The organism is Rhodopseudomonas sp. P2A-2r (assembly GCF_026015985.1).
In the GTDB taxonomy this organism is placed as follows: domain Bacteria; phylum Pseudomonadota; class Alphaproteobacteria; order Rhizobiales; family Xanthobacteraceae; genus Tardiphaga.
Genome location: NZ_CP110389.1, coordinates 6200790 through 6223159 on the forward strand (window position 1 = coordinate 6200790; position 22370 = coordinate 6223159).

At 66.3% G+C, this 22370-nt stretch carries 15 protein-coding genes and 3 pseudogenes; 5 read left to right on the top strand and 13 right to left on the bottom strand.

Annotated elements, in window-relative coordinates:
* Nucleotides 1–129: 129 nt before the first annotated feature.
* Both ONR75_RS29830 and ONR75_RS29835 read right to left on the bottom strand, forming a co-directional pair.
* Complete coding sequence (locus tag ONR75_RS29830) at nt 130–1668, bottom strand: class I adenylate-forming enzyme family protein (RefSeq protein ID WP_265080427.1); 1539 nt, start codon at nt 1666–1668, stop codon at nt 130–132.
* A 233-nt stretch (nt 1669–1901) separates the two neighbouring features.
* Entirely contained in the window at nt 1902–2507 is a 606-nt protein-coding gene (locus tag ONR75_RS29835) for a nuclear transport factor 2 family protein (RefSeq protein ID WP_265080428.1), read from the bottom strand.
* Nucleotides 2508–2608: 101 nt separating this feature from the next.
* Between ONR75_RS29835 and ONR75_RS29840 the strand changes: the two are divergent.
* Nucleotides 2609–4693: pseudogene (locus ONR75_RS29840) on the top strand (S9 family peptidase); the annotation flags it as partial.
* A gap of 175 nt (nt 4694–4868) precedes the next feature.
* On the opposite strand, the gene hemC reads toward ONR75_RS29840, so the two are convergent.
* Nucleotides 4869–5840, bottom strand: a complete 972-nt coding sequence (gene hemC / locus ONR75_RS29845; protein WP_413776549.1) for a hydroxymethylbilane synthase — start codon at nt 5838–5840, stop codon at nt 4869–4871.
* 234 nt (nt 5841–6074) lie between these two features.
* On the opposite strand from hemC, the gene ONR75_RS29850 reads away from it, so the two are divergent.
* On the top strand, nt 6075–7391 hold the full coding sequence (locus tag ONR75_RS29850) for a DUF3422 family protein (protein ID WP_265080430.1): 1317 nt from the start codon (nt 6075–6077) through the stop codon (nt 7389–7391).
* Between the two features lie 45 nt (nt 7392–7436).
* Here the strand turns inward: ONR75_RS29850 and ONR75_RS29855 are convergent, their stop codons facing one another.
* From ONR75_RS29855 to ONR75_RS29865, 4 genes and pseudogenes are all read right to left on the bottom strand, one after another.
* A complete protein-coding gene (locus tag ONR75_RS29855) occupies nt 7437–8549 on the bottom strand; it encodes an NADH:flavin oxidoreductase/NADH oxidase (RefSeq protein WP_265080431.1) in 1113 nt (370 codons plus the stop codon).
* A gap of 29 nt (nt 8550–8578) precedes the next feature.
* Nucleotides 8579–9058 carry a TetR family transcriptional regulator C-terminal domain-containing protein gene (locus tag ONR75_RS29860; RefSeq protein ID WP_265080432.1) on the bottom strand — a complete coding sequence of 160 codons (480 nt, stop codon included), beginning with the start codon at nt 9056–9058 and terminating at the stop codon, nt 8579–8581.
* A 40-nt stretch (nt 9059–9098) separates the two neighbouring features.
* A pseudogene (locus ONR75_RS32970) lies at nt 9099–9215 on the bottom strand (TetR/AcrR family transcriptional regulator); the annotation flags it as partial.
* Nucleotides 9216–9407: 192 nt separating this feature from the next.
* Complete coding sequence (locus ONR75_RS29865) at nt 9408–10664, bottom strand: Hsp70 family protein (protein WP_265080433.1); 1257 nt, start codon at nt 10662–10664, stop codon at nt 9408–9410.
* Between the two features lie 239 nt (nt 10665–10903).
* On the opposite strand from ONR75_RS29865, the gene ONR75_RS29870 reads away from it, so the two are divergent.
* On the top strand, nt 10904–13243 hold the full coding sequence (locus ONR75_RS29870; RefSeq protein WP_265080434.1) for a Tex family protein: 2340 nt from the start codon (nt 10904–10906) through the stop codon (nt 13241–13243).
* Between the two features lie 181 nt (nt 13244–13424).
* On the opposite strand, the gene ONR75_RS29875 is transcribed toward ONR75_RS29870, so the two are convergent.
* The 5 genes and pseudogenes from ONR75_RS29875 to ONR75_RS29895 all read right to left on the bottom strand — a co-directional run bounded on the left by ONR75_RS29875 (nt 13425) and on the right by ONR75_RS29895 (nt 20822).
* Entirely contained in the window at nt 13425–14507 is a 1083-nt protein-coding gene (locus ONR75_RS29875; RefSeq protein WP_265080435.1) for an amidase, read from the bottom strand.
* 114 nt (nt 14508–14621) lie between these two features.
* Entirely contained in the window at nt 14622–15854 is a 1233-nt protein-coding gene (locus tag ONR75_RS29880) for an amidohydrolase family protein (protein ID WP_265080436.1), read from the bottom strand.
* A 212-nt stretch (nt 15855–16066) separates the two neighbouring features.
* Nucleotides 16067–18537, bottom strand: a pseudogene (locus ONR75_RS29885) (ATP-binding cassette domain-containing protein).
* A gap of 41 nt (nt 18538–18578) precedes the next feature.
* Nucleotides 18579–19448 (bottom strand): branched-chain amino acid ABC transporter permease, encoded by an 870-nt coding sequence (locus tag ONR75_RS29890; protein WP_265080437.1) that lies wholly within the window; start codon nt 19446–19448, stop codon nt 18579–18581.
* A 186-nt stretch (nt 19449–19634) separates the two neighbouring features.
* Nucleotides 19635–20822 (bottom strand): ABC transporter substrate-binding protein, encoded by a 1188-nt coding sequence (locus ONR75_RS29895; protein ID WP_265080438.1) that lies wholly within the window; start codon nt 20820–20822, stop codon nt 19635–19637.
* 20 nt (nt 20823–20842) lie between these two features.
* Between ONR75_RS29895 and ONR75_RS29900 the strand changes: the two genes are divergently transcribed.
* Together ONR75_RS29900 and ONR75_RS29905 are read left to right on the top strand one after the other, a co-directional pair.
* Nucleotides 20843–21001: a hypothetical protein gene (locus ONR75_RS29900; protein ID WP_265080439.1), complete on the top strand. Its 159-nt coding sequence runs from the start codon at nt 20843–20845 to the stop codon at nt 20999–21001.
* 56 nt (nt 21002–21057) lie between these two features.
* The gene (locus tag ONR75_RS29905; RefSeq protein ID WP_265080440.1) at nt 21058–21477 is read left to right on the top strand and encodes a nuclear transport factor 2 family protein; all 420 of its coding nucleotides are present in this window, start codon (nt 21058–21060) and stop codon (nt 21475–21477) included.
* 64 nt (nt 21478–21541) lie between these two features.
* On the opposite strand, the gene ONR75_RS29910 is transcribed toward ONR75_RS29905, so the two are convergent.
* Complete coding sequence (locus ONR75_RS29910) at nt 21542–22273, bottom strand: GntR family transcriptional regulator (protein ID WP_265080441.1); 732 nt, start codon at nt 22271–22273, stop codon at nt 21542–21544.
* Nucleotides 22274–22370 lie beyond the last annotated feature (97 nt).

Below are 22370 nucleotides of genomic sequence, written 5' to 3' on the forward strand. Positions count from 1 at the left end.
GGGGTGAGGGCGCACCAAGCTCGGTGGCGTATGTTGCGCCGCCCCCACCCGACCGGCCTGACGGCCGGCCACCCTCCCCACCACGCGAAGCTTCGCTTTGGGGGAGGGATAAGAAGCCTGCCTCGCTGCTTACGATGCAGCCCCCATCGCCAGTCTCTGATCCCGCAACTCGCGCTTCAGCACCTTGCCGATGGCGCTGCGCGGCAAAGTATCGACCAGCGCGACGTCGTTGAGGCGCTGGAATTTGCCAACGCGAGAATTGGTCCATTGCTTCAGCTCGGCGGCATCCACCGCCGCACCCGGCCGCAGCACCACGAACGCCACCGGGGTCTCGCCCCATTCCTCCGACGGCATCGCCACGACAGCGGCTTCCAGCACGTCGGCATGCCCCGTCAGCACGGCCTCGAGATCGCTGGGATAGATGTTGAAGCCGCCGGAGATGATCATGTCCTTCTTGCGATCCATCAGCGTGAGGAAGCCGTCCTCATCGAAGCGGCCGACATCACCGGTGCGGACATAGCGCTTGCCGGTGGCGTCGTGCCAGAACGTTTCGGCGGTCTTGGCGGGCTGGTTGAGATAGCCCTGCATGATGACAGGCGAATGGCCGAAGATCTCGCCGATCTCGCCCGGGCCGACCGGCTTGCCGTCGTCGTCAAGCAGGATGATCTCGTGGTCGGGCATCGGCTGGCCCACGGTGTGCAGCTTGTCCGGGTGCTCATGTGCCAGCAGCGCGCAGGAGCCGCCGCCCTCGGTCATGCCGTAATATTCGGTGAGCCCGCCGGGCCAGCGCTTGAGGATGTCGGCCTTCAGCGCCGCGCCGAACGGCGCCGAGGTGGAGAACTTCATCACGAAAGAGGAGAGGTCGAAGCTGTCGAAATCCGGCAGCGCCATGATGCGGCGATACTGCACCGGCACCAGCATGGCATGGGTGGCGCGGTGTTTGGCGCTGAGTTCGAGGAAGCCACGGGCGTCGAACTTCTTCATCAGCACCACGGTGCCGCCGCCGGCGAAGGTCGGATTGAAGCAGACCAGAGTGGTGTTGGAATAAAGCGGCGTTGACAGCACGGTGACGGCGTCCGGCCCATAGCCGAGCGGATCGAGCTGGCCGTACTGCCGCCAGCGCAGGTGGTGGGTGTGGACGATGCCCTTCGGCGTGCCCGTGGTGCCGGAGGAATAGATGATGTTGAACACCCAGTCCGGATCGACCGTCACCGGCGCGGGTTTTGCGGGAGCGGCGTCACACCAGGCGCTGAATGTCTGTCCGGCGCTGCCGTTGTCTAGCGCGACACGCTGCACGCTAGGCTCAATCGCCGCCGAGGCCAGCGAGACTGCGGTGGCGTCGTCCATGAACAGGATTCTTGCGTCGGCATCCTTGACCATGGCGGCGAAGTCGACGGGCGTCGATGACGGCGCCAATGGTGCCACCGCGACGCCGGCACGCAGGGCACCGAGGAACGTGGCGACATATTCGATCGAGCTCAGCGCGCAGATCGCGATCGCCTCGCGTGGCTGCACGCCGCTGGCCTGCAGGGCCGCAGCGACGCGATCGATCAGCGCATCGAGCTGCGCGTAAGTGAGCTGCCGGTCGCCATCGATGACGGCGATCCTCGCAGGGCTGGCCTCGGCCGTGTTGCGCACCAGCGCGTCGAGGGTGATGAAGTCGGGCATGTGGAGTCTCCCTTTTACTTTTTTGTTGTTGTAGCACCGAAGCGAATGGTCGCCCTCCCCCTTGCTGGGGGCGGGTCGGCCGAACGACGACGATGCGCAGCATCGTCGGAAGTGGAGGCCGGGGTGGGGGGGGGGGGGGGGGGGGGGGGGGGCGGCAAACTCATCTGTAGCGATTGTGGCCCCCCACCCCCGACCCTCCCCGCAAGGGGAGGGGAGAAGCAGCGCGCTTCTATCTACCTGTCGAGCGTCTCCCCATTCAGCCATTTCTTCCCGCTGACATACAGCGCTTCCACGGCGGCGCCGCGCAGGCCGGGCATGTCGGGTTTGATCTGGTAGCCGATCTGGCTCTGCAGATAGGCTAGGTGGCGATAGCCGTCCGGGAAACTGTTGAGCAATTTTTCGTCCAGCACCAGCGGCGCGTTGGGCATCACGGTGTCCATGCGGTCCTTCTCGTAGATCGGCTGGCGCAGCACCATGCCCCATCTGCCGTCGCGCTTTTCGAGAAAATCGTAGAACCGTCCGGTCAGCGTCACGTCGACCACGACGCCATGCACCGGCGCGCGCTGGGCGATGGTCATCTTGGTCTGCGACACCGCGCGGGTGCCCTTGAGATCGATCGACTGGCCGCCGAGGAAATGCATGATCGACACGCCCTTGGCCCAGCCTTCCTTGCTCATGGCGATGAATTCGTCCGCGGTGCCTTGCGTCCAGGTCGCCATCATGCGGCCATCGTCGAACCAGACGGTGCGGAAGCGGTCCCAGTCGCCGGCGTCGCGCCACAGCACCCAGTTTTCGACGAGGTCGCGGATGGCAAGCCGGTCGAGAATCTCTATATCCATGATGCATCCCTGCTGACGTCGCCGGATACCGCACTGCGCGGCGGTTTCAGCCTTAGTCCGATCCCGCCTTCCCGATCAAGCCTTTGCCGAAAAGAGCCGTCATGACCAAGCCCGTCCCTGCGCCGGTGGCGCCACGCCATCCCCACAGCTTCACCGCCCACGGCATTACCGTGTCCGACGACTATGCCTGGCTGAAGGATACCAACTGGCAGGAGGTGCTGCGCGACCCCACGGTGCTGGATCCGGAAATCCGCACCTACTTGGAGGCGGAGAACGCCTATACTGAGAGCCTGCTCGGCTCGACCGCTGAGCTGCAGAAGACCCTGGTCAAGGAAATGCGCGGCCGCATCAAGGAGGACGATTCCAGCGTGCCGGCGGTGGATGGGCCGTTCGCCTATCTCAGGAAATACCGCGAGGGCGGCCAGCACGAACAATATGGCCGCACGGCGCGCGACGGCGGCGAGCCGCACATCATCCTCGACGGCGACGCTCTTGCCGCCGACCACAAATACTTCAAGTTCGGCGGCGCCCGCCATTCGCCGGACCACAAGCTTGAGGGATGGTCCGCGGACATCAAGGGCTCGGAATATTTTTCCATCCGGGTGCGCGACTGGGCGACCGGCACGGACAGCACCGACCTGGTCGAGGAGACCGACGGCGGCGTGGTGTGGACGCTGGATGCCAAGGCGTTCTTCTATGTGAAGCTCGACGACAACCACCGGCCGATGCAGGTTTGGCGCCACACCCTCGGCACCGCGCAGGCAGAGGACAGACTGATCTATGAGGAGCAGGATGCCGGCTGGTTCACCCACATCCATGAAAGCGCCAGCGGCCGCTTCTGCGTGATCGCCGGCGGCGACCACGAGACCTCCGAGCAGCAACTGATCGACCTCGCCGACTACGACGCGCCGCCGCGCCTCGTCGCCGCGCGCGAGGAAGGCGTGCAGTACTCGCTGGCCGATCGCGGCGACGAACTTTTCATCCTCACCAATGCCGACCATGCGATCGACTTCAAGATCGTCACCGCGCCTTTGGCGTCGCCATCGCGTGAACATTGGCGCGACCTGATCCCGCACCGCGCCGGCGTGTACATCATCGACATCGAGCTCTATGCCCATCATCTGGTTCGGCTGGAACGCGCCAACGCGCTGCCCTCCATCGTGATCCGCGACCTCGTCAACAAGGACGAGCACGCCATCGCCTTCGACGAATCAGCCTATTCGCTCGACACCATGGGCGGCTACGAATTCGACACCACCAACCTGCGTTTCGCCTTTTCGTCGATGACCACGCCATCGGAAGTCTACGATTACGACATGGCGACGCGCGAGCGCCACCTGCGCAAGCGCCAGCAAATTCCGTCGGGCCACAATCCCGACGACTACGTCACCACGCGGATCATGGCGACGTCCCATGACGGCGCCGAAGTGCCGGTATCCATCCTGCATCACAAGAACCTGGTGCGCGACGGCGCGGCGCCGCTGCTGCTCTACGGCTACGGCTCCTACGGCATGGCGATGCCGGCCTCGTTCTCCGCCAACCGGCTGTCGCTGGTGGACCGCGGCTTCGTCTATGCCATCGCCCATATCCGCGGCGGCGCCGACAAGGGCTGGGGCTGGTATCTCGACGGCAAGAAGGAGAAGAAGACCAATTCGTTCGACGACTTCGCCGCGGCGGCGCGCGCGCTGATCGCGGACAACTATTCCAGCGAGCAGCGCATCGTCGGCCACGGCGGCAGCGCCGGCGGCATGCTGATGGGCGCGGTGGCCAACCGCTCCGGCGACCTGTTCGCCGGCATCGTCGCCGAGGTGCCGTTCGTCGACGTGCTCAACACCATGCTCGACGACACCCTGCCGCTGACGCCGCCGGAATGGCCCGAATGGGGCAACCCGATCGAAAGCGCCGAGGATTTCAAGACCATTTTGTCGTACTCGCCCTACGACAATGTCAGCGCGCAGGAATATCCGGCGATCCTGGCGATGGGCGGGCTGACCGATCCGCGCGTCACCTATTGGGAGCCGGCCAAGTGGATCGCGCGGCTGCGCGCCACCATGACCGGCGGCGGCCCGGTGCTGCTGCGCACCAACATGGGCGCCGGCCATGGCGGCGCCTCCGGCCGCTTCAACCGCCTCGACGAAATCGCCATCGTCTATGCGTTCGCGCTGTGGGCGGTGGGGATGTCGGAGGGGATGAGGGGTAAGCGGGGGCCGCAGGGCTTCGTGCCCCGGACGCGGAGCAATGCGCCGCCCTTGCGGCGTGGTGCGCCGCAGATCCGGGGCCGTACCAAGCTCCTGCGTTTGATACGGTCCCGGCTCTGCGCAGCGGCATGAACGCCGCAGCGCGTCCGGGACACGTAACCCCCTAATGCTCCGGCCGGCTGCGCTCGATGATGTCGCCGGCGCCCTTGTGCAGCAAATCGAGCCCGACGGCGCGGCCGAGTTCGCGCGGCCGGTCGGCAGGGCCGACCCGCGTCACTTCGATGAAATGACCGCCCGCCTCATCCAGCACCGAGGCCGTGAGCGACATTTCGCCGCCTGAAATCACCGAATAGGCGGCGATCGGCGAGTTGCAGTGGCCGTTGAGAACCCACAGCACCTCACGTTCGGCGTCGCAGGACAGGTGCGCCGCGGGATCGTCGATCAATGCGAGAATTTTTCGCGTTTGCCAGTCATTCGCCGCGCATTCCACCGCGACAATGCCCTGTCCGGCGGCCGGCAGCATGTCCAGCGGCGAAAAATCGCAGGCGATGCGGTTGGCCAGGCCGACACGCTCGAGGCCGGAGCGCGCCATGATCAGCGCGTCGGCCGGGCCGACTTCGCCGCCGCCGGGCAGCCGCTGCATCTCGCCATTGTCGAGCTTGCGCACCCTTGTGTCGGCGGCGCCGCGAAAATGAATCACCTCGACGGCCGGAAACAATCGCCTGATATAGGCCGCGCGCCGGACCGCGTTTGTACCGATCCTGTAGCCCTCGCCGCGCGTGCGCCGGAGATCCTCCAGCGTAAGGCCCGGACGCAGCACCAGCGCGTCGGTGGGCGGATCGCGCACCAAGGCGGCGCCGATCACCAGCCCGGGCGTGTCCTCGTTGCCGGGCATGTCCTTGAGCGAATGCATCGCTGCGTGCAGCCGGCCCTCGCGTACGGCATTGCGGATTTCGCCGACAAAGGCGCCGCCCTTGCCGCCATGGCGCAGCAGGTTGCTGGTCTGGTCGCGGTCGCCGACCGGCTCGAACTTGACGATCTCGACATCGAGGGCGGGATCGGCGGCAATCAGGCGGCGCGCGATTTCCTCGGTCTGGGCCAGCGCCATCGTGCTCTTGCGCGTGCCGATCCGCATTGAAACTGTCACCAAGCACGCTCCATTCCGACCGCGCGAGGAACGCGGCGACTCTTCGGGAAGATTAAAACCAGCCGGCGACGGAATGCAAACGGATGCGTCCGCTGCGGCGCAAATGGTCATCCCCGCGACATCCGCCCGCCACCCGATTCGGCTTCTATCGGCGGGACCGCAATGCTAATCAGGAGGCCGGCTGGCGCGGCCAGGGGCCGACGATTGGGAATGGGGACGCGGGTGACTGCAGAAGTCCTGATCGGCGAAGGCCAAGGCGCGCATCTGGTGCCGCACCCGCTGCGTGCGGCGGTTCTCGGCGAGGTCCATGCGCGGCCCTTCACGGCCATCGAGGTGCCCTGCCGCATCATCCATTTTGCCTTCGACACCTCCGGGAGCCAGGCCCAGGTCGACCGCGCCAATCTGGTGCGGTTCTGCGAGGCCCGCGGCCTGCAGCCGCCGGGACCCCAGGAAAAGCACCACCGCGCCCCCTTCGGCAGCATCACCCTGCGCTGGGAGCAGCATTCGGAATTCACCACCTATAGCTGGGAGATGCGCTCCGATCCCGGCGGCGTTCCGTTCCATCCCGAGGCTGCCTCATTGGCCTCGCCGATGACGCTCGTGCCGCAGCCCGGCCCGTTGCTGGTCGCCATCGACCTGCACGCGTTGCCGGAGGACGGCGTGCGCACCGCGCCGGAGCGCCTGTTCGACCGCGCCAGCCTCGCGGTGGCGGAGAATTCCGACGGGGCGGCGCTGTATGCCACCGATTTCAAGCCGGGGCCGTCGGGCTTCGTGCGTATCCTGCTGGTCGATCGCGGCATGTCGGCGGAACGCGCCGGCGCGCTGGCGCAGCGGGTGATCGAGCTGGAAACCTACCGCACGCTGGCGCTGCTCGGCCTGCCGGAAGCGCAACGGCTGGCGCCGTCGATCGGCGCCAGCGAACAGCGCCTCGCCGAGGTGACCCAGGAGATGCGCCAGCCCGGCGACCTCGCCAGCAACCACCGGCTGCTCTACGAACTCACGGCGCTGGCCGCCGACGTCGAGGCCGGCGCGGCCATCAGCGGCTTCCGCTTCGGCGCCAGCCGCGCCTATGAGGATATCGTCACCCAGCGGCTGCAGACGATCGGCGAGCGCAAGGTCGGGGGCTTGCCGACCTGGACCTCGTTTCTCGCCCGCCGCATGAAGCCGGCGCTGCGCACCTGCGTCACCATCGAGAACCGCCAGGCCAACCTGTCGGTGAAGCTGACCCGCGCCGCCAACCTGCTGCGCACCCGCGTCGATGTCGAACTGGAACAGCAGAACCAGGAACTGCTGAAATCCATGAACGCCCGCACCCGGCTGCAGCTCCGGCTGCAGACCACGGTGGAAGGGCTGTCAGTGGCGGCGATCACCTATTACGTGGTCAGCCTGTTCGGCTATCTCGCCAAAGCTGCACATGACAGCGGCCGGCTGCATCTGGAGCCGAGCATCGTCACCGCCGCCTTCGTGCCGGTGGCCGCGCTCGCCATCTGGTGGACGGTGCGCAGCATCAGGCGCAAGCACGTCAGCGGCGAGGATTGAGCGGCCCTCTTTCTTCACCCTCCCTCCAGGGGAGGGTAAGAAAAGCTACCTTCCCCCGAACTTCGTCGCGCCGAACAATTCCTTCTGCGTCGACGGCTGCGAGCGCCAGTATTGCGGCGGGGCTTCCACCGTGGCGCCCAGCACTGCTGCGGCGTGCCACGGCCAGCGCGGATCGTAGAGCACGCCGCGCGCCAGCGCGACCATGTCGGCCTTGCCCGACGCCACGATCTCCTCGGCCTGCTGCGGGTCGGTGATCAGACCGACCGCGATGGTCGGCAGTCCCGTCGCCGCCTTGATGGCCTCGGCGAACGGCACCTGGTAACCCGGGCTCAGCGCGATCTTCTGCAGCGGCGACACGCCGCCGGAAGACGCATCGATCCAGTCGACGCCGCGCTTCTTCAATTCCTTCGCAAACACGATGGTCTGTTCGAGATCCCAGCCGCCCTCAACCCAGTCGGTGGACGAGACGCGCACGCCCACCGGCCTGTCCTCCGGGAATGCGCCGCGCACCGCGTCGAACACCTCGAGCGGAAACCGCATACGGTTTTCCAGTGAGCCGCCGTAAGCGTCGCTGCGCTGGTTGGAAATCGGCGACAGGAATTCGTGCAGCAGGTAGCCGTGCGCGGCGTGGATCTCCAGCGCGTCGATGCCCAGCCGTGCTGCGCGCCTGGCGGTGGCAATGAAGGCATCGCGCACGCGCGCGAGGCCGGCCTCGTCGAACGGCACCGGCGCTACCTCGCCGGGCTTCTGCGCCAGGGCCGATGGGGCGTTAGCGATCCAGCCGCCCTCAGACACCGGGATCTGCTGGCCGCCGTCCCACGGCGCATGGCTCGACGCCTTGCGGCCGGCATGGGCGACCTGCATGGCCACCGGCATCTTCGAATGCTTGCGGATCGCCGCCAGGGCCGTCTTCAGCGCCTGCTCGGTGGCGTCATCGTAGAGCCCGAGATCACCCGGCGTGATGCGGCCGAGCGCCTCCACCGCAGTGGCCTCAAGGCACAGCAAGCCGGCGCCGGACAGCGCCAGCGAGCCCAGATGGATCACGTGCCATTCATTGGCTTTGCCGTCCTCGGACGAATACTGGCACATCGGCGAGATCACGATGCGGTTGGGCAAGGTCAGGCCGCGCAGGGTGATCGGGGAGAACAAGGCGCTCATGAAACCATCCAATGTGAGAGGGAAGCCGGTTACCTTGCGGCGACCGGAAGATCGGGAGATGCCTGGCGCAGCACCTGGGAAAACAGCACCTGCCGGAAGCGATCGATGGGCACCGGGCTGCGCTCCGCCTTGGCCAACAGATGTGCCCCCTGCAGCGACGACACGATGAAGCCGGCGACGGCGTCGACCGCGAAATCGGCCGGCAATTCGCCCGCCGTTACCGCGGCGCGCAGGCAATAGGCAAAAGCCTCCTGCAATTCGGCGAAGATCTCCACCAGCCGCAGGCGGATCGACTCGCAGTGGTCGGACGTCTCGGCGCTGAAATTGCCGAACAGGCAGCCGTTGCGCACGCTTTCATCGCACTGGCGGGCGGTGTGCCCGTCGAGATAGCCCGCCAGCCGTTGCAGCGGCGGCAGCGCGTCGTTGCGCAGCGTTGCCGCCATCGCCTCCCGGCCGTGGGCCAGATAGATGTCGAGGATTTCGAGGCCGAAGGCCTCGCTTGGACGCAAAATGATTGGTGAAGGAGCCCTGCGGCACCCCGGCGGCATGCACGATGTCCCGCACGCTGGCTCCGGCATAGCCGTGCGCATGCACCACCCTGAGGCCTTCGGTGAGCAGCCGGTCGCGGTTGGAGAGCTTGGTCATCCCTTCAAGATGGCCGTCCATCTTTTGTTGTCAAGGGATTGGCGGGAAAGGGGAAGTTGGTTTGGCCACGCGCCGAGCTGTCGTAGCCCGGCCGGGCGCGCAATTGCGCGCCAGGACCGGGCGACCCAGTAAACTCAGGTGTGGGTGATGGAGCCGCGGCGGCTGTGTTTACTGGGTCCCCGCATGCGCGGGGACGACAGACACGGCTTTTTGCTACCCCAGCGATCCGTAGCGCCGGACGGCCTCGATGGTCAGTCCCTTGCCGACGGCGCCGAACGTGTCGCCATCGATGGCGCGGGCGGATGGCACCGCGGAGATGATGGCCTTGCGGACATGGGCGAGTTGCACCGAGCCGCCGGTCAGGAATACGGCGTCGATATCGTCCGGTCCCAGCCCCGCCTGGTCGAGACAGATTTTTATGCGCGCGGTGATACGGTCGGCGAGCGGCTGGGTGTGCCCCACCAGATCCTTGCGGGCCACACCGGCGGCCAGCCCCGGCTCGATCCATTCCAGCGCGATGCGGGTCTTCTGCGCCTCCGACAGGCCGATCTTGGCCTCCTCGATTTCCATCGCCAGCGTGTGGCCGCGCTGCTCGTCGAGCACGCGCACCAGACGATCGAGCAGCTCCGGCTGCTTTGCCTCGTAGCGGACCTGGCGCACCTCGCTCATCACCTTCTGCTCGTACATGCGGTTGATGTTCGACCAGGTGGCGAGATCGTGGAAATAGCCCGAGGGCACGTCGAGGCCGGCGCGCTTCATCGCCGTGCGGTAGCCGAGCAGCGGCATGATCACGCCGAGGCTGAGCTGGCGGTCGAAATCGGTACCGCCGATGCGCACGCCGTCGTTGGCGAGAATGTCGTCCTTGCGCTCGGCATGGCGATGCCGCTGCGGGCTGAGCCGCACGATGGAGAAATCCGAGGTGCCGCCGCCGATGTCGGCGATCAGCGCGATCTCTTCCTGCGCAATGGTGCGCTCGTAATCCAGCGCGGCCGCGATCGGCTCGAACTGGAAGGTGACTTCGTCGAAGCCGATGTCGGAGGCAATATCGCGTAAGGTCGCCTCGGCCTTGCGGTCCTGCTCCGGCGCGTTGTCGACGAAAAACACCGGGCGGCCATGCACCACGTTGCGCAACTCGCTGCCGGTGGCGAACTCGGCGCGGCGTTTCACCGCGGCGAGATAATAAGCGATGATGTCGCGAAAGCTGGTGCGCTCGCGGCCGGTACGCGTGGTCTCCTCGATCAGCGAGGTGCCGAGGACCGATTTGAGGCTGCGCATCAGCCGGCCCGGTGCGCCCTCCACATAGGATTCGATCGCCTTGCGGCCGATCAGCACGGCGCCATCGACCTCGTAGAAGATCGCGCTGGGGATCGTGGTGTGGCTGCCCTCAAGCGCGGTCAGCACCGGAACCCCGTCCACGACGGTGCCCAGCGTCGTATTCGACGTTCCAAAATCAAGACCGCAGGTTGACATGACCGCTCCCGGGAGGAACGTCCGTCTACACAGATCGGCGGCAGCGATCTAGTGTTATATTTTCGCAGCGCACCGGGCTGCCGATTTGCTCGAAAGCGGCGCTTTTTGCAGCAATAACAGGCTCATCCACAGAACAATTTCCCGATGTCATGCGGGGTTGATGAATCGCTCGCCATGGGTCCATAAGCGTGACCCGACGGCGGGGACGTGATCCGCCGCGACGTGACAAGGAACTTTGCGTGGCAAACATCAATCGACAGATCGCGGAAGAACTGGGCGTGCGCGAGCAGCAGGTTGCCGCCACCGTGGAATTGCTCGACGGCGGCGCCACGGTGCCGTTCGTCGCCCGCTACCGCAAGGAAATCACCGGCGCCCTCGACGACGCACAATTGCGCACGCTGGAAGAACGGCTCAACTATTTGCGCGAGCTGGAAGCGCGCCGCGTGGTGATCATCGAGTCGGTGAAGGAACAGGGCAAGCTCGACGACAAGCTGCTGGCTGCCATCATGGCCGCCGATAGCAAGGGTCGCCTCGAGGACATCTATCTGCCGTTCAAGCCGAAGCGCCGCACCAAGGCGGAAATCGCCAAGGAAGCCGGCCTCGAGCCGCTGTCGGAGCTGCTGCTGACGCAGCCGCAGAACGATCCGCTGGTGGTCGCCGCATCCTTCGTCGACGCCGAGAAGCAGGTCGCCGATGTCGCCGCGGCGCTGGACGGCGCCCGCGCCATCCTGGTCGAGCGCTTCGCCGAAGACGCCGACCTGATCGGCGCGATCCGCGAGCAGTTGTGGTCGAACGGATTGATGGCGTCCAAGGTCCGCGACGGCAAGAAAGCCGAAGGCGAGAAGTTCAAGGACTACTTCGATTTCAGCGAACCGCTGCACAAGCTGCCGTCGCATCGCATTCTCGCGATGTTCCGCGGCGAGAAGGAAGAGATTCTCGAACTGCAGATGCAGCCCGATGCGCAGCCGGCGGTGCCGGGCGTGCCGAGCTCGTACGAACTGAAGATCATGCAGCGTTTTGCGATCTCCGATCAGGGCCGCCCCGGCGACAAGTGGCTGACCGAGACCGCGCGCTGGGCATGGCGCACAAAAATCCAGGTGCATCTCAACATCGACCTGCGGATGCGGCTGTGGAATGCGGCGGAAACCGAAGCCGTGCGGGTGTTCGCCTCCAACCTGCGCGACCTCCTCCTCGCGGCTCCCGCCGGTGCGCGCGTCACCATGGGCCTCGATCCCGGCTTCCGCTCCGGCGTCAAGGTCGCCATCGTCGATGCTACCGGCAAGGTGGTGGACACCACCGCGGTCTATCCGCATGAGCCGCAGCGGCAGTGGGACGCTTCGCTGGCAACGCTGGGCAAGCTCGCGGTCAAGCACAAGGTCGACCTGATCGCCATCGGCAACGGCACCGCCTCGCGCGAGACCGACAAGCTGGCCATGGAGCTGGTGAAACTGCTGCCGGATCTCAAGATGTCCAAGATCGTGGTGTCGGAAGCCGGCGCGTCGGTCTATTCGGCCTCGGCCTTCGCCTCCGAAGAACTGCCGGAACTCGACGTCACGCTGCGCGGCGCGGTGTCGATCGCGCGGCGCCTGCAGGATCCGCTGGCCGAACTGGTGAAGATCGATCCCAAGGCGATCGGCGTCGGCCAGTATCAGCACGATCTCGGCGAGAGCAAGCTGGCGAAATCGCTCGATGCCGTGGTGGAAGACTGCGTGAACGCGGTGGGCGTCGATGCCAACACCGCCTCGGCGCCGCTGCTGGCGCGAGTGTCGGGTATCGGCTCGGGCCTCGCGCAGAGCATCGTGCAGCATCGCGACGCCAACGGCCCGTTCAAGTCGCGCAAGGCGCTGAAGGAAGTGCCGCGGCTTGGGCCGAAGGCGTTCGAGCAATGCGCCGGCTTCCTGCGCATCAATGATGGCGAGGATCCGCTCGACAAGTCCGGCGTGCATCCGGAAGCCTATCCGGTCGTCAGGCGGATTCTGGAAGCCACCAAGAGCGACATCAAGGCGCTGCTGGGCAGCGCCGAGATCGTCCGCCAGCTCAAGCCGCAGAATTTCGTCGACGACAAGTTCGGCCTGCCGACGGTGACCGACATCCTGCGCGAACTGGAGAAGCCCGGCCGCGATCCCCGTCCCGCCTTCAAGGCTGCGGTGTTCATGGAGGGCGTCGAGAAGCTCAGCGACCTCAAGCCCGGCATGATCCTCGAGGGCACGGTGACCAACGTCGCCGCCTTCGGCGCCTTCGTCGACATCGGCGTGCACCAGGACGGCCTCGTGCACATCTCGGCCATGTCGCACACCTTCATCAAGGACCCGCGCGAGGTGGTGAAGTCCGGCGACATCGTCAAGGTCAAGGTGCTGGAAGTCGAAGTCGCCCGCAAGCGCATCGCGCTGACCTTGCGCATGGACGATGCCGTCGGCCCCAAGGCGGACCGCCCGCAGGCCGACCGCGGCCCGCGCGTCAACGAGCGGCAGAAGATGAGTTCGTCGGCGCCGCGCAAGCCCGGCGAGCCGGCGGTGGGCGGCGCCTTCGCCGAAGCGCTGCGCCGCGCCGCGGAAAAGGGCGCCAGCAAAGGGAAGTAGCTGACGCGAGCGCTGTCGTCTTCACCTCTCCCCGCACTTGCGGGGAGAGGTCGGCATCGCGCGTCAGCGCGTATGCCGGGTGAGGGGCTGGCAGAGTCTCACCCGATAGTCCCCTCACCCGGAGCCCTTCGCTTCGCTCAGGCCTCCGACCTCTCCCCGCAAGCGGGGAGAGGTAAAAGAGCTAAGCCTGCCCCATCTGCACCGCCAGATGCAGGATATCCTCATCGCAATTCCTGCCGCCGATGATCGAGAGGCCGAGCGGGCAGCCGTCCAGGGTCGCCGCCGGAATCGAGATCTGCGGCAGGCCGGCATGGCCGGCGAGGCACAACAATTCGATGGCGCGGGCGCGGAACAGGTCGAGCTGGTCGGCGGGCGTGTTGAGCAGCGGCGCGATGCCCGGCGATGTCGGCAGCACCATCACCGTATCCGCCGATATCAGAGACAGCAGCCGCGCCACGATCTTTTCACGCAGCGCCTTGGCATCGGCGATCTCGCTCTTGTCCGTCACGGCGGCGGCGGCGAAGCGCTCCTTGACGCCCGGACCGAGCTTCGGCTTCACCGCCTCGATCCACGCGCCCTGCGCCGCCCAGGCCTCCTCCGACTGCAGGACACGAAACACGTTGCGCCAGGCCGGATAGTCGCCATGGGCGACGTCGACATCCTCGCTGCTGCCGACCAGCTTGACGAGGTGTTCGAGCGCCGGCTGCAGCGCGGCGCTGACCTTTGGATCGACCGCGGCGAACAGGTCGCGTGCAATGAGCAGCTTCTTCACCGGACGCGCCGGGCGCGCACCGTCGAGCAGGACCTTGCCGACCTCTTCCATTATCTGTGGGCTGCGCGCGAACCAGCCGGCGGTGTCGTAGCTCGGCGCCAGCGGCACCGCGGCGTCGAGCGGAATGCGGCCGTGGGTGGTGCGGATGCCGTAGACGCCGCAATAGCTGGCGGGCAGCCGCACCGAACCGCCGGTGTCGGAGCCGATGGCGAAGTCGACGAGGCCGCCGGCGGTGGCCGATGCCGAACCACTCGACGAGCCGCCGGGAATGCGGCCGGGCGCAGCCGGATTGGTCGGCGTGCCGTAATGGGCATTCTCGCCGTTCAGGCTCCACGCCAGTTCGTCGGTGTGGGTCTTGCCGACAAACTTGCCGCCGGCGGCCAGCAGGCGGTCGTAGATCGGTGTCGATACCGTCGGCACCGGATGGGTTGCCAGCCATTCCGGGCTGCCGGCGGCGGTCGGCATGCCCGCGATGTCGTAGAAATCCTTCACCGCAAAGTGAGGCCCGCCAGCGGGCCTTCGGTGGTGGTCTGCACGTCGATGCGGCCATGGGCGACAAAGGCATTCAGGGTGTCGTTGATCGGCATCGAAATCTCCGGAGATGAATCAGGCGGGCTTGTGCAACGACGCCGCCGGTTTGGTGAAGGTGCGGACGCCGCGCTTGAGGCCGAACAGCGGCTGCGCGATCTCGCATACCGCTTCCGCCTTGGTGGCACAATCCAGCACCACGAGGTCGGCGGGGTGGCCGACGGCAATGCCGTAATCCGCGGCATTGAGGATCTTCGCCGAGCAGGAGGTCACCATGTCGAGGCAGCCGGCGAGTTCGGCCATGGCGCCCACCTGCAGCACGTTGGCATAGAGGTTGATCATGCGGATCAGCGAGACGTCGCCGAACGGCGTGAACGGGTTGAGCACGTTGTTGGTGGAGATGTTGGCGTTGACCCCGCGCGCACGCAGCCCATGCGCGGAGGTGACGCCGCGCGGCACGTTGAATGCGCTGTCGCGCCCGGTGAAGAACAGGTCGGTGGCCGGCAGCACGGTGACCGCGACGCCGGCATTGGCGAGCCGCTTCGCGGCGGCCTCGAAATCCGCCTTGGGCATCGCCGACAGTTTCGTCACGTGGCCGATGGCGACGCGGCCACCCCAGCCGGTGGCGTCCGCCATGCGGCAGACCTCGTCGAGATCGAGATGCGCGGGATCGAGGCCGAAGTCGAGATGGAAATCGATGTCGGTGCCGAATTGTTGCGCCATCGCGAATATCTTTGCGATCTGGCCGTGCGAATCCTTGTCCATGTAGGGCGCGCCACCGGCCACGTCGGCGCCTTCCTGCATGGCCTGCAGCATGACGTCCTCGCAGCCGGGATCGTCGAGCAGGCCTTCCTGCGGGAACACGCAGAGCTGCAGGTCGATGGCCCAGGCGTAGTCCTTCTTCAACTGCTTCAGCGCGCGAAAACTGGTGAGGCCGACGCGGGGATCGACCTCCACATGGGTGCGCATCCGGTTGGTGCCGTTCTTGATCGCCTTCTCCAGCGTCGTTGACGCCCGCGCATAGACGTCTTCCTCCGTGAAGCCGCGCTTGGCTTTCGCCACCTCGCCGATCGCCTCGTCCAGCGATCCCTTCTCGCAATTGCAGCGGCCAAGCAGGCAGGACTTGTCGAGATGGATATGGGTCTCGATGAAGCCGGGGATGACGAGACGACCCTTCACGTCTTCTTCCGGCGCGCCGGTGGCGGCGAGCCCCGCCTCGATCGCGGCGAAGCGGCCATTGCTGATGCCGATATCGGCCAGGCCTGCGCGGTCGACGATGGCGGCGTTGCGGAGAATGAGATCGAAGGTCATGGGTGGGTCCTTGTCTTGAAGCAAGTTGGAGCCGTGTCCCGGACGCGGTGCGGCATTCTCAGGCGATGCACTTGCATCGCCGCTATGCCGCTCCGCAGATCCGGGACCGTAGCAAGCGCGGCGTTTGTGGCGGTCCCGGATCTGCAGTGCACTACGCCGCCGAGAGGCGGCGCAATGCACTGCGTCCGGGACACGGGCTGAGTAATGACCATCTACTGCGCGGCCTCGACGTGGCCGAGATAAGCGGCCTCGACTTCGGGATCGCTGGCGAGATTGGCGGCGCTGTCCTCGCGGACGATTTTGCCGGAGTCGATGACATAGCCGCGATCGGCGACGGCAAGTGCCAGCACCGCCATCTGGTCCACGAGCAGAATGGTGATGCCCTCGTCGCGGAGGTCGGCGAGCACGTCGAACAGTTCCTGGATCATCGCCGGTGCAAGGCCGAGCGACGGCTCATCAAGCAGCAGGATGCGCGGCTTCGCCATCATGCCGCGCGCGATCGCCAGCATCTGCTGCTCGCCGCCGGACAGCAGCCCTGCCCGGCTGTCGATGCGATCGCGCAGCCGTGGGAAGCGCTGCAGCAGCGCCTCGATCTCGCTGGCATAATCGACGTTGTCGCGGGTATTGGCGCCAAGTTCGAGATTGTCCCAGACAGTCATCTCGGGAAACACTTGGCGGCCTTCCGGCACCAAAGCCAGGCCGCGCGCGGCGATGCGGTGCGCCGCCATGGCCTCGATTCGGATATCGTCGAGGATAACGTCGCCCTCCACGGGGCGCAGCAGACCGGCGACCGACCGCATCATGGTCGACTTGCCGGCGCCGTTGGCGCCGATCAGCGCCACCATCTCGCCGGGCTTCACCTGAAAACTGATCTTTTGCAGCACTGGCGCCGCGCCGTAGCCGGCGCTGAGGTCGAGCGCGGTGAGCACCGCATCCTGCGAGCCCGCCCATGGCGCGGCGCGCGGGCGCGCCTGCATGCCGGCGGCGCCGAGATAGGCCGCGAGCACTTTTGCGTCGTGGCGGATATCGTTCGGCGTGCCGGCAGCGATGGGTTTGCCGGCATCGAGCACCACGATGTGGTCGGAGATGCCCATGACCAGGCGCATGTCGTGCTCGACGAGAATGACGGCGATGCCGACATCGGCGATCCGCCGCAGCAGCAGGCTCAACTCTTCCTTGTCGGAGGCCATCAGTCCGGCGGCGGGCTCGTCGAGCAGCAACACCCGCGGCCGCATCGCCAGCGCACGCGCGATCTCCACCAGGCGCCGGTCGACATGAGGCAGGTCGCCGGCAGTGGCCGCGAGTGCGCCCCTGTAGCCGACGAAGGCGATCAGCGCCTCGGCGGCGGCTTCATCGCTGGCGGTAGCCGACGCCGACAGCATCGAGCCGAGCCGACCGCGGCGCATGGCGATCAGCACATTGTCGATGACGCTCATGGTCTCGAACAGCTTTGTGGTCTGGTAGGTGCGGCCGATGCCGGCGCGCGCCACCTTCCATGCCGGCGCGCCCGCCAGCTCTTCGCCGCCGAGGCGGATGCTGCCGGTGCCGGGCTTGTAGAAGCCGCCGATCATGTTGAGCACGGTGGTCTTGCCGGCGCCGTTGGGGCCGATCACGCTGGTGACGCGGCCCTGCGCCGCGCTGAAGGAGACTTCCGACGCCGCCTTGATGCCGCCAAAGCTGATGCCGATATCGCGTACTTCCAGCGGCGCACGGTCGTTGCCCGACGTGAGAAACGCCGCCACGTCGAAGCCGCCGGCTTGCGCGGTGCGCGGATCGATACGGCGGACCAGTCGCGCAAGCGTGCCGAGAATGCCTTCCGGCGCCAGCCACAACACCACCAGCAGCAGCGCGCCGAAGAACAGCAGGCGATATTCGGCGAGCGACGACAGCAGCTCCGGCAGCACTACGGTAATCACCGCGCCCACTACTGGACCGAGCACCCAGCCGGCACCGCCGACGATGCAGGCGAACAGGAACAGGATCGATTGCGAAAACGGAAACGAGTCCGGCGACACGAAGGCGAGCAGCGACGCGAAGATGCCGCCGGCCAGACCAGCGAACACCGCCGACAGCATGAAGCCCGCGGCCTTGACGCTGACCGGGTTGAGGCCGATGGAGCGCGCCGCCACCTCGGCGTCGCGCACCGCGACCATCGCCTTGCCCCAGGCGGAGTTGGCGAGGCGGTGGAACAGAAACGTCGCCACGCCGGCAATCGATATGGCCAGCAGCGCGATCTCGCGTTCGGTGAACATCACGCCCCCAGTGTCGGCGACGGCAGGCCCATCAGCCCGTTGGAGCCGCCGGTGAGGCCGCGCCATTCGATCGACAGATGCTGCACGATGAAGGCGAAGGCGATGGTGACCATGGCCAGATACGGCCCGCTGACGCGCAGCGCCGGCAGCGACAGCAGCAACCCGATGGCGCCGGGGATCAGGCCGGCCAAAGGCAGCGCGATCCAGAAGCTGACGCCCTTGAGGGTCAGGATCGCCACTATATAGGCGCCGATGGCATAGAAGCCGACATGGCCGATGGAGATCTGGCCGGTGAGACCGACCAGCACGTTGAGGCCGACGCCGACGATGGCGGTGAGCGCCACCATCGCGAGGACGAACGGCACATAGCCGTCGGCCTTCGCCGCATAGAGCAGCGCCGCGCCCGTCAACAGCAACACGGTCAGCGGCATCACCCAAGCGCGCAACGAAAGGCGGGACAGCATCGTCATGCTCAGACCTTGTTGATCGCGGCGCGGCCGAACAACCCGTTCGGCATCAGCGCGAGGGCGGCGATAACGATCGAGAACACCACGATCTGGGTATAGACCGAGCCGAGATAGGAGGTGACCAGCGCTTCGGTGAGGCCGTAGATCAGCCCGGCGATCACCACGCCCCAGGCCGAGCCCATGCCGCCGAGAATCGCCACGGCAAAGGCCTTGATGCCGAACAGCGTGCCCATCTCCGAACTCACGCTGAACAACGGCGCGATCAGGATGCCGGCGAGGCCGGCCAGTGCTGTGGACAGTGCAAAGGAGATTGCCACCGTGCGATGCACGTTGATGCCCATCAGCCGTGCGGCATCGGGATTCTGCACCACCGCGAGCAGCGTCTTGCCACGGCGGGTGTTGCGCAGCACCAGATGCAGCGCCAGCGCGATGCCGACGCCGACCAGCGGAATGACCAGCTGCAGCGGATAGACGCCGGCGCCGAAGATCTGGACCGGCTTGCTGGCCAGCGCCGACGGAAAACCGCGCGGCTCCTTGCCGAAGGTGAACAGCACGGCATTGTCGAGCACGATGCCGGCGGCGACCGTGGCCATCAGCCAGGCGCTGGAGCCCTTGGCAACGAAGGGCCGAACCAGGATGCGCTCGACGACGAGGCCGAACAGCGCGCAGATCGCGAGCGATGCGACGATGGCGAGCGGCATCGGCCAGCCGTATTTGATTCCAAAGGTGTAGCCGAGCACGGCGCCCAGCATCATCGCCGAACCCTGGGCAAAGTTCACGGTATTGGAAACCACATAGGTGATGTGGAAGCCAAGCGCGATCAGCCCGTACATGGAGCCGAGACCGATGCCCGATATGATGGCGGAGGCGAGCATGGGAGATCCTAACAGACGTTCCCCTCCCCTGGAGGGGAGGGTCGAGCGCGCCGTCAGGCGCGGTCAGGGTGGGGTGACAGCGGCAGTGACGGCGCACAACACTTCACCCCACCCCGTATCGCACGGCGCTGCGCGCTGTGCGATACGACCCTCCCCTCCAGGGGAGGGTAAGGTACGCCTTCGTTGTCAGTTCACCAGCGGCAGGATCTCGTCGCCCTTGAAGTAGGTGAACAGATAGTCCGATGGCGACAGCGCGTCCTGATTGTCCTTGGAGAACGGCTTGTCGTACTTCTTGATCAGCCCGTCATAGCTGCCGATCTCGTAAAAGCCTTCGCGCAGCTTCGGGCCTTCGGTGGAGCCGGCCTTGGCGATCGCCAGCGCGGTGAGATGCATGGCGTCATAGGCGTTGGCGATGCCCACCGCGGGGGTGACGTCGGCCGCGGTCTTGATCTCCGGGAACTTTTTCTTCAGCGCCTCGAACACCGCCTGTGACTTCGGCGAGGTGTTGCCGGAGAAGCTGAAGGTCTGGATGAAGTGCACCTTCTCGGCGGACGCACCGGCAAGTTCGGTGAAGCGGCCGCCGGCGGGGCCCCAATGCGACACGATCGGCACGTTCCAGCCCATGCGGTCCAGCGACTTCACCACCTGTGCCGAGGGCGCGACGTTGGCGACCAGGAACAGGGCGTCGGCGCCGGCATCCTTGAGCCGGGTCAGCTGCGGGACGACGTCGACATCGCCGGTCTCGAACTTCTCGATGCCGGCGAACGGGATCTTCTTGGCTTCCAGCGCGCTCTTCAGGCCGGCCTCGTTGGATTCGCCCCAGGGATTGTTGATCAGGATCATGCCGGGCTTCTTGGCGGCATATTTCTTCACGGCGTAGTCAACCAGCGCCACGTCCACCAGCGCATCGACGGCGGAGACGCGGAACACGTAGTTCTCGGCGGCGCCGTTGCGGGTGATCGCGGTGCCGGCGGCCCAGACGCCGATGAACGGCACCTTGGACTGGTTGGCGAACGGCACGATGGCCATCGACACCGGCGTATCGACGCCGCCGAAGTAAGCCACTACCTTCTCGCGCTGCACCAGCTCGCGCGCGGCGATCACGCCCTTGGCGGGATTACTCTCGTCGTCGCGCACCACCAGCTCGACCTTCTTGCCGAGCAGCCCGCCCTTGGCGTTGATCTCGTCGATGGCCAGCGACAGGCCGCGCACGATGGCCTCGCCGGATTTCGCCGACTGGCCGGACATGGCGGCGACCACGCCCATCTTCACGGTTTCCTGCGCCCAAGCAGGCAGCGAGACTACAAGCGACAGCGACGCGGCACCGGCGGCGAGCAGCAGGCGGCGGGAAAATCTGGGCAATGCTGATGTCATGACGGACCCCTTCGGATTGAATGACGCTGCGCATTTCCAAGCAAGCGGTGTGCCACGACGTATGCGATTGGAAAGCCTGCGAAATCGAAGATAGCCCCGCCGCCATTGCAGTTTCCGCGATTGGCGCGCCTAATATCCGCCCATTTGCCGCCCAGATCGTATACAATCTTTCGGCATGACTGGCACCCGCCTTGCTTGGCGATCGCCAGTTCGCCACCTCTCAGGAGACCACACCATGCCGCTTTCAGCCGCCGCCCCCGATGCAACCGCCGAAGCCGCCGGCATCGTCGAGCGGTTCCTGGTGGCCTCGATGGTCCCGGATCCCGAGACCGCGGCGGGCTTCATGGCGCCGGATGTCGCCATCACCTTCACCGGCGGGCGCACCTTCAGGCATCCGCGCGAGACCACCGCCTTCAACGCCATGCGCTACAAATGGGTGAAGAAGAAAATGGAACGCACCGATGTGTCGCCGGGCCACGGCGAGACGGTGGTCTACAATACCGGCACGCTCTACGGCGAATGGCACGACGGTACCAGCTTCGAGGGCAACCGCTACGTGGACAGGTTTGTCGTGCGCGGTGGCAAGATCGTGCAGATGGACGTCTGGAACGACAGCGCGGAACGGATCCTGGTGCGGCTGGATATCGAGGCGTAGGGGCGCTTCTTCCCTCGCCCCGCAAGGCGAAGCAAAGCTTCGCTAGGCGGGGGAGGTAAGGAAGTCACCGCTTCTTCCTCGCTTTCGTCGCGACCGCTTCGTTCGCATACGGCGCCAGAATGTCCTGGATGTCGCGCTCCTTGGCTGGATGCGCCGAGATCAACGCGCGGTCGGCGACGGCGTCGAGATGATGATCCATGATCGCGGTCGCGCGGGCGACATCGCCGGCGGCCAGCGCGGTGATGATGTCGCGGTGCTCGCTGACGGCGCATTCCGGCGAGTGCGGGCGGTTATAAAGCGCGAGGATCAGCCCGCAGCGCGAGGCGACTTCGCTGACATAGCGCGCCAGCACCGGATTGCCGGTCATTTCCGCCAGCTTGATGTGAAAGGCCGTCGCAAGGCGGATCTGCAATGGCATGTTGCCGCCCTGCGCCGCCTGCTCGGCATCCACATGGGCCTTGAGCGTCTTGATCTGCTCGCGGGTCATGCTGCCGGCCAGCCGCGCCACCACCAGCCGCTCGAGGCCGATGCGCACATCGAAGATATCGCGGGCCTCGCTCCAGCTCGGCGTCGCCACCGCCGCGCCGCGGTTGCGCCGCAGCTCGACCAGCCCCTCCGCTGCCAGCCGCGCCAGCGCCGCACGGACGATGGTGCGGCTGGCGCCGAATTTTTCGCCGATGGCGTCTTCCGGCAGCTTCGCACCGGGCTGCAACGCCTGCTCGATGATCGCGTGCCACAGCGCCTTGTAGATGACGGCGCCGCGGTCGGTGGTTCGGATCTGGGTCGGCTTGGCCATCGCGTGTCATCACCGGAAAACTGGCAGCGTGATTGCCATGATACCGACACCAATGCAATTTCGCGGCCGCGCGCTGCCGCAGATCCCGTACGAAGTG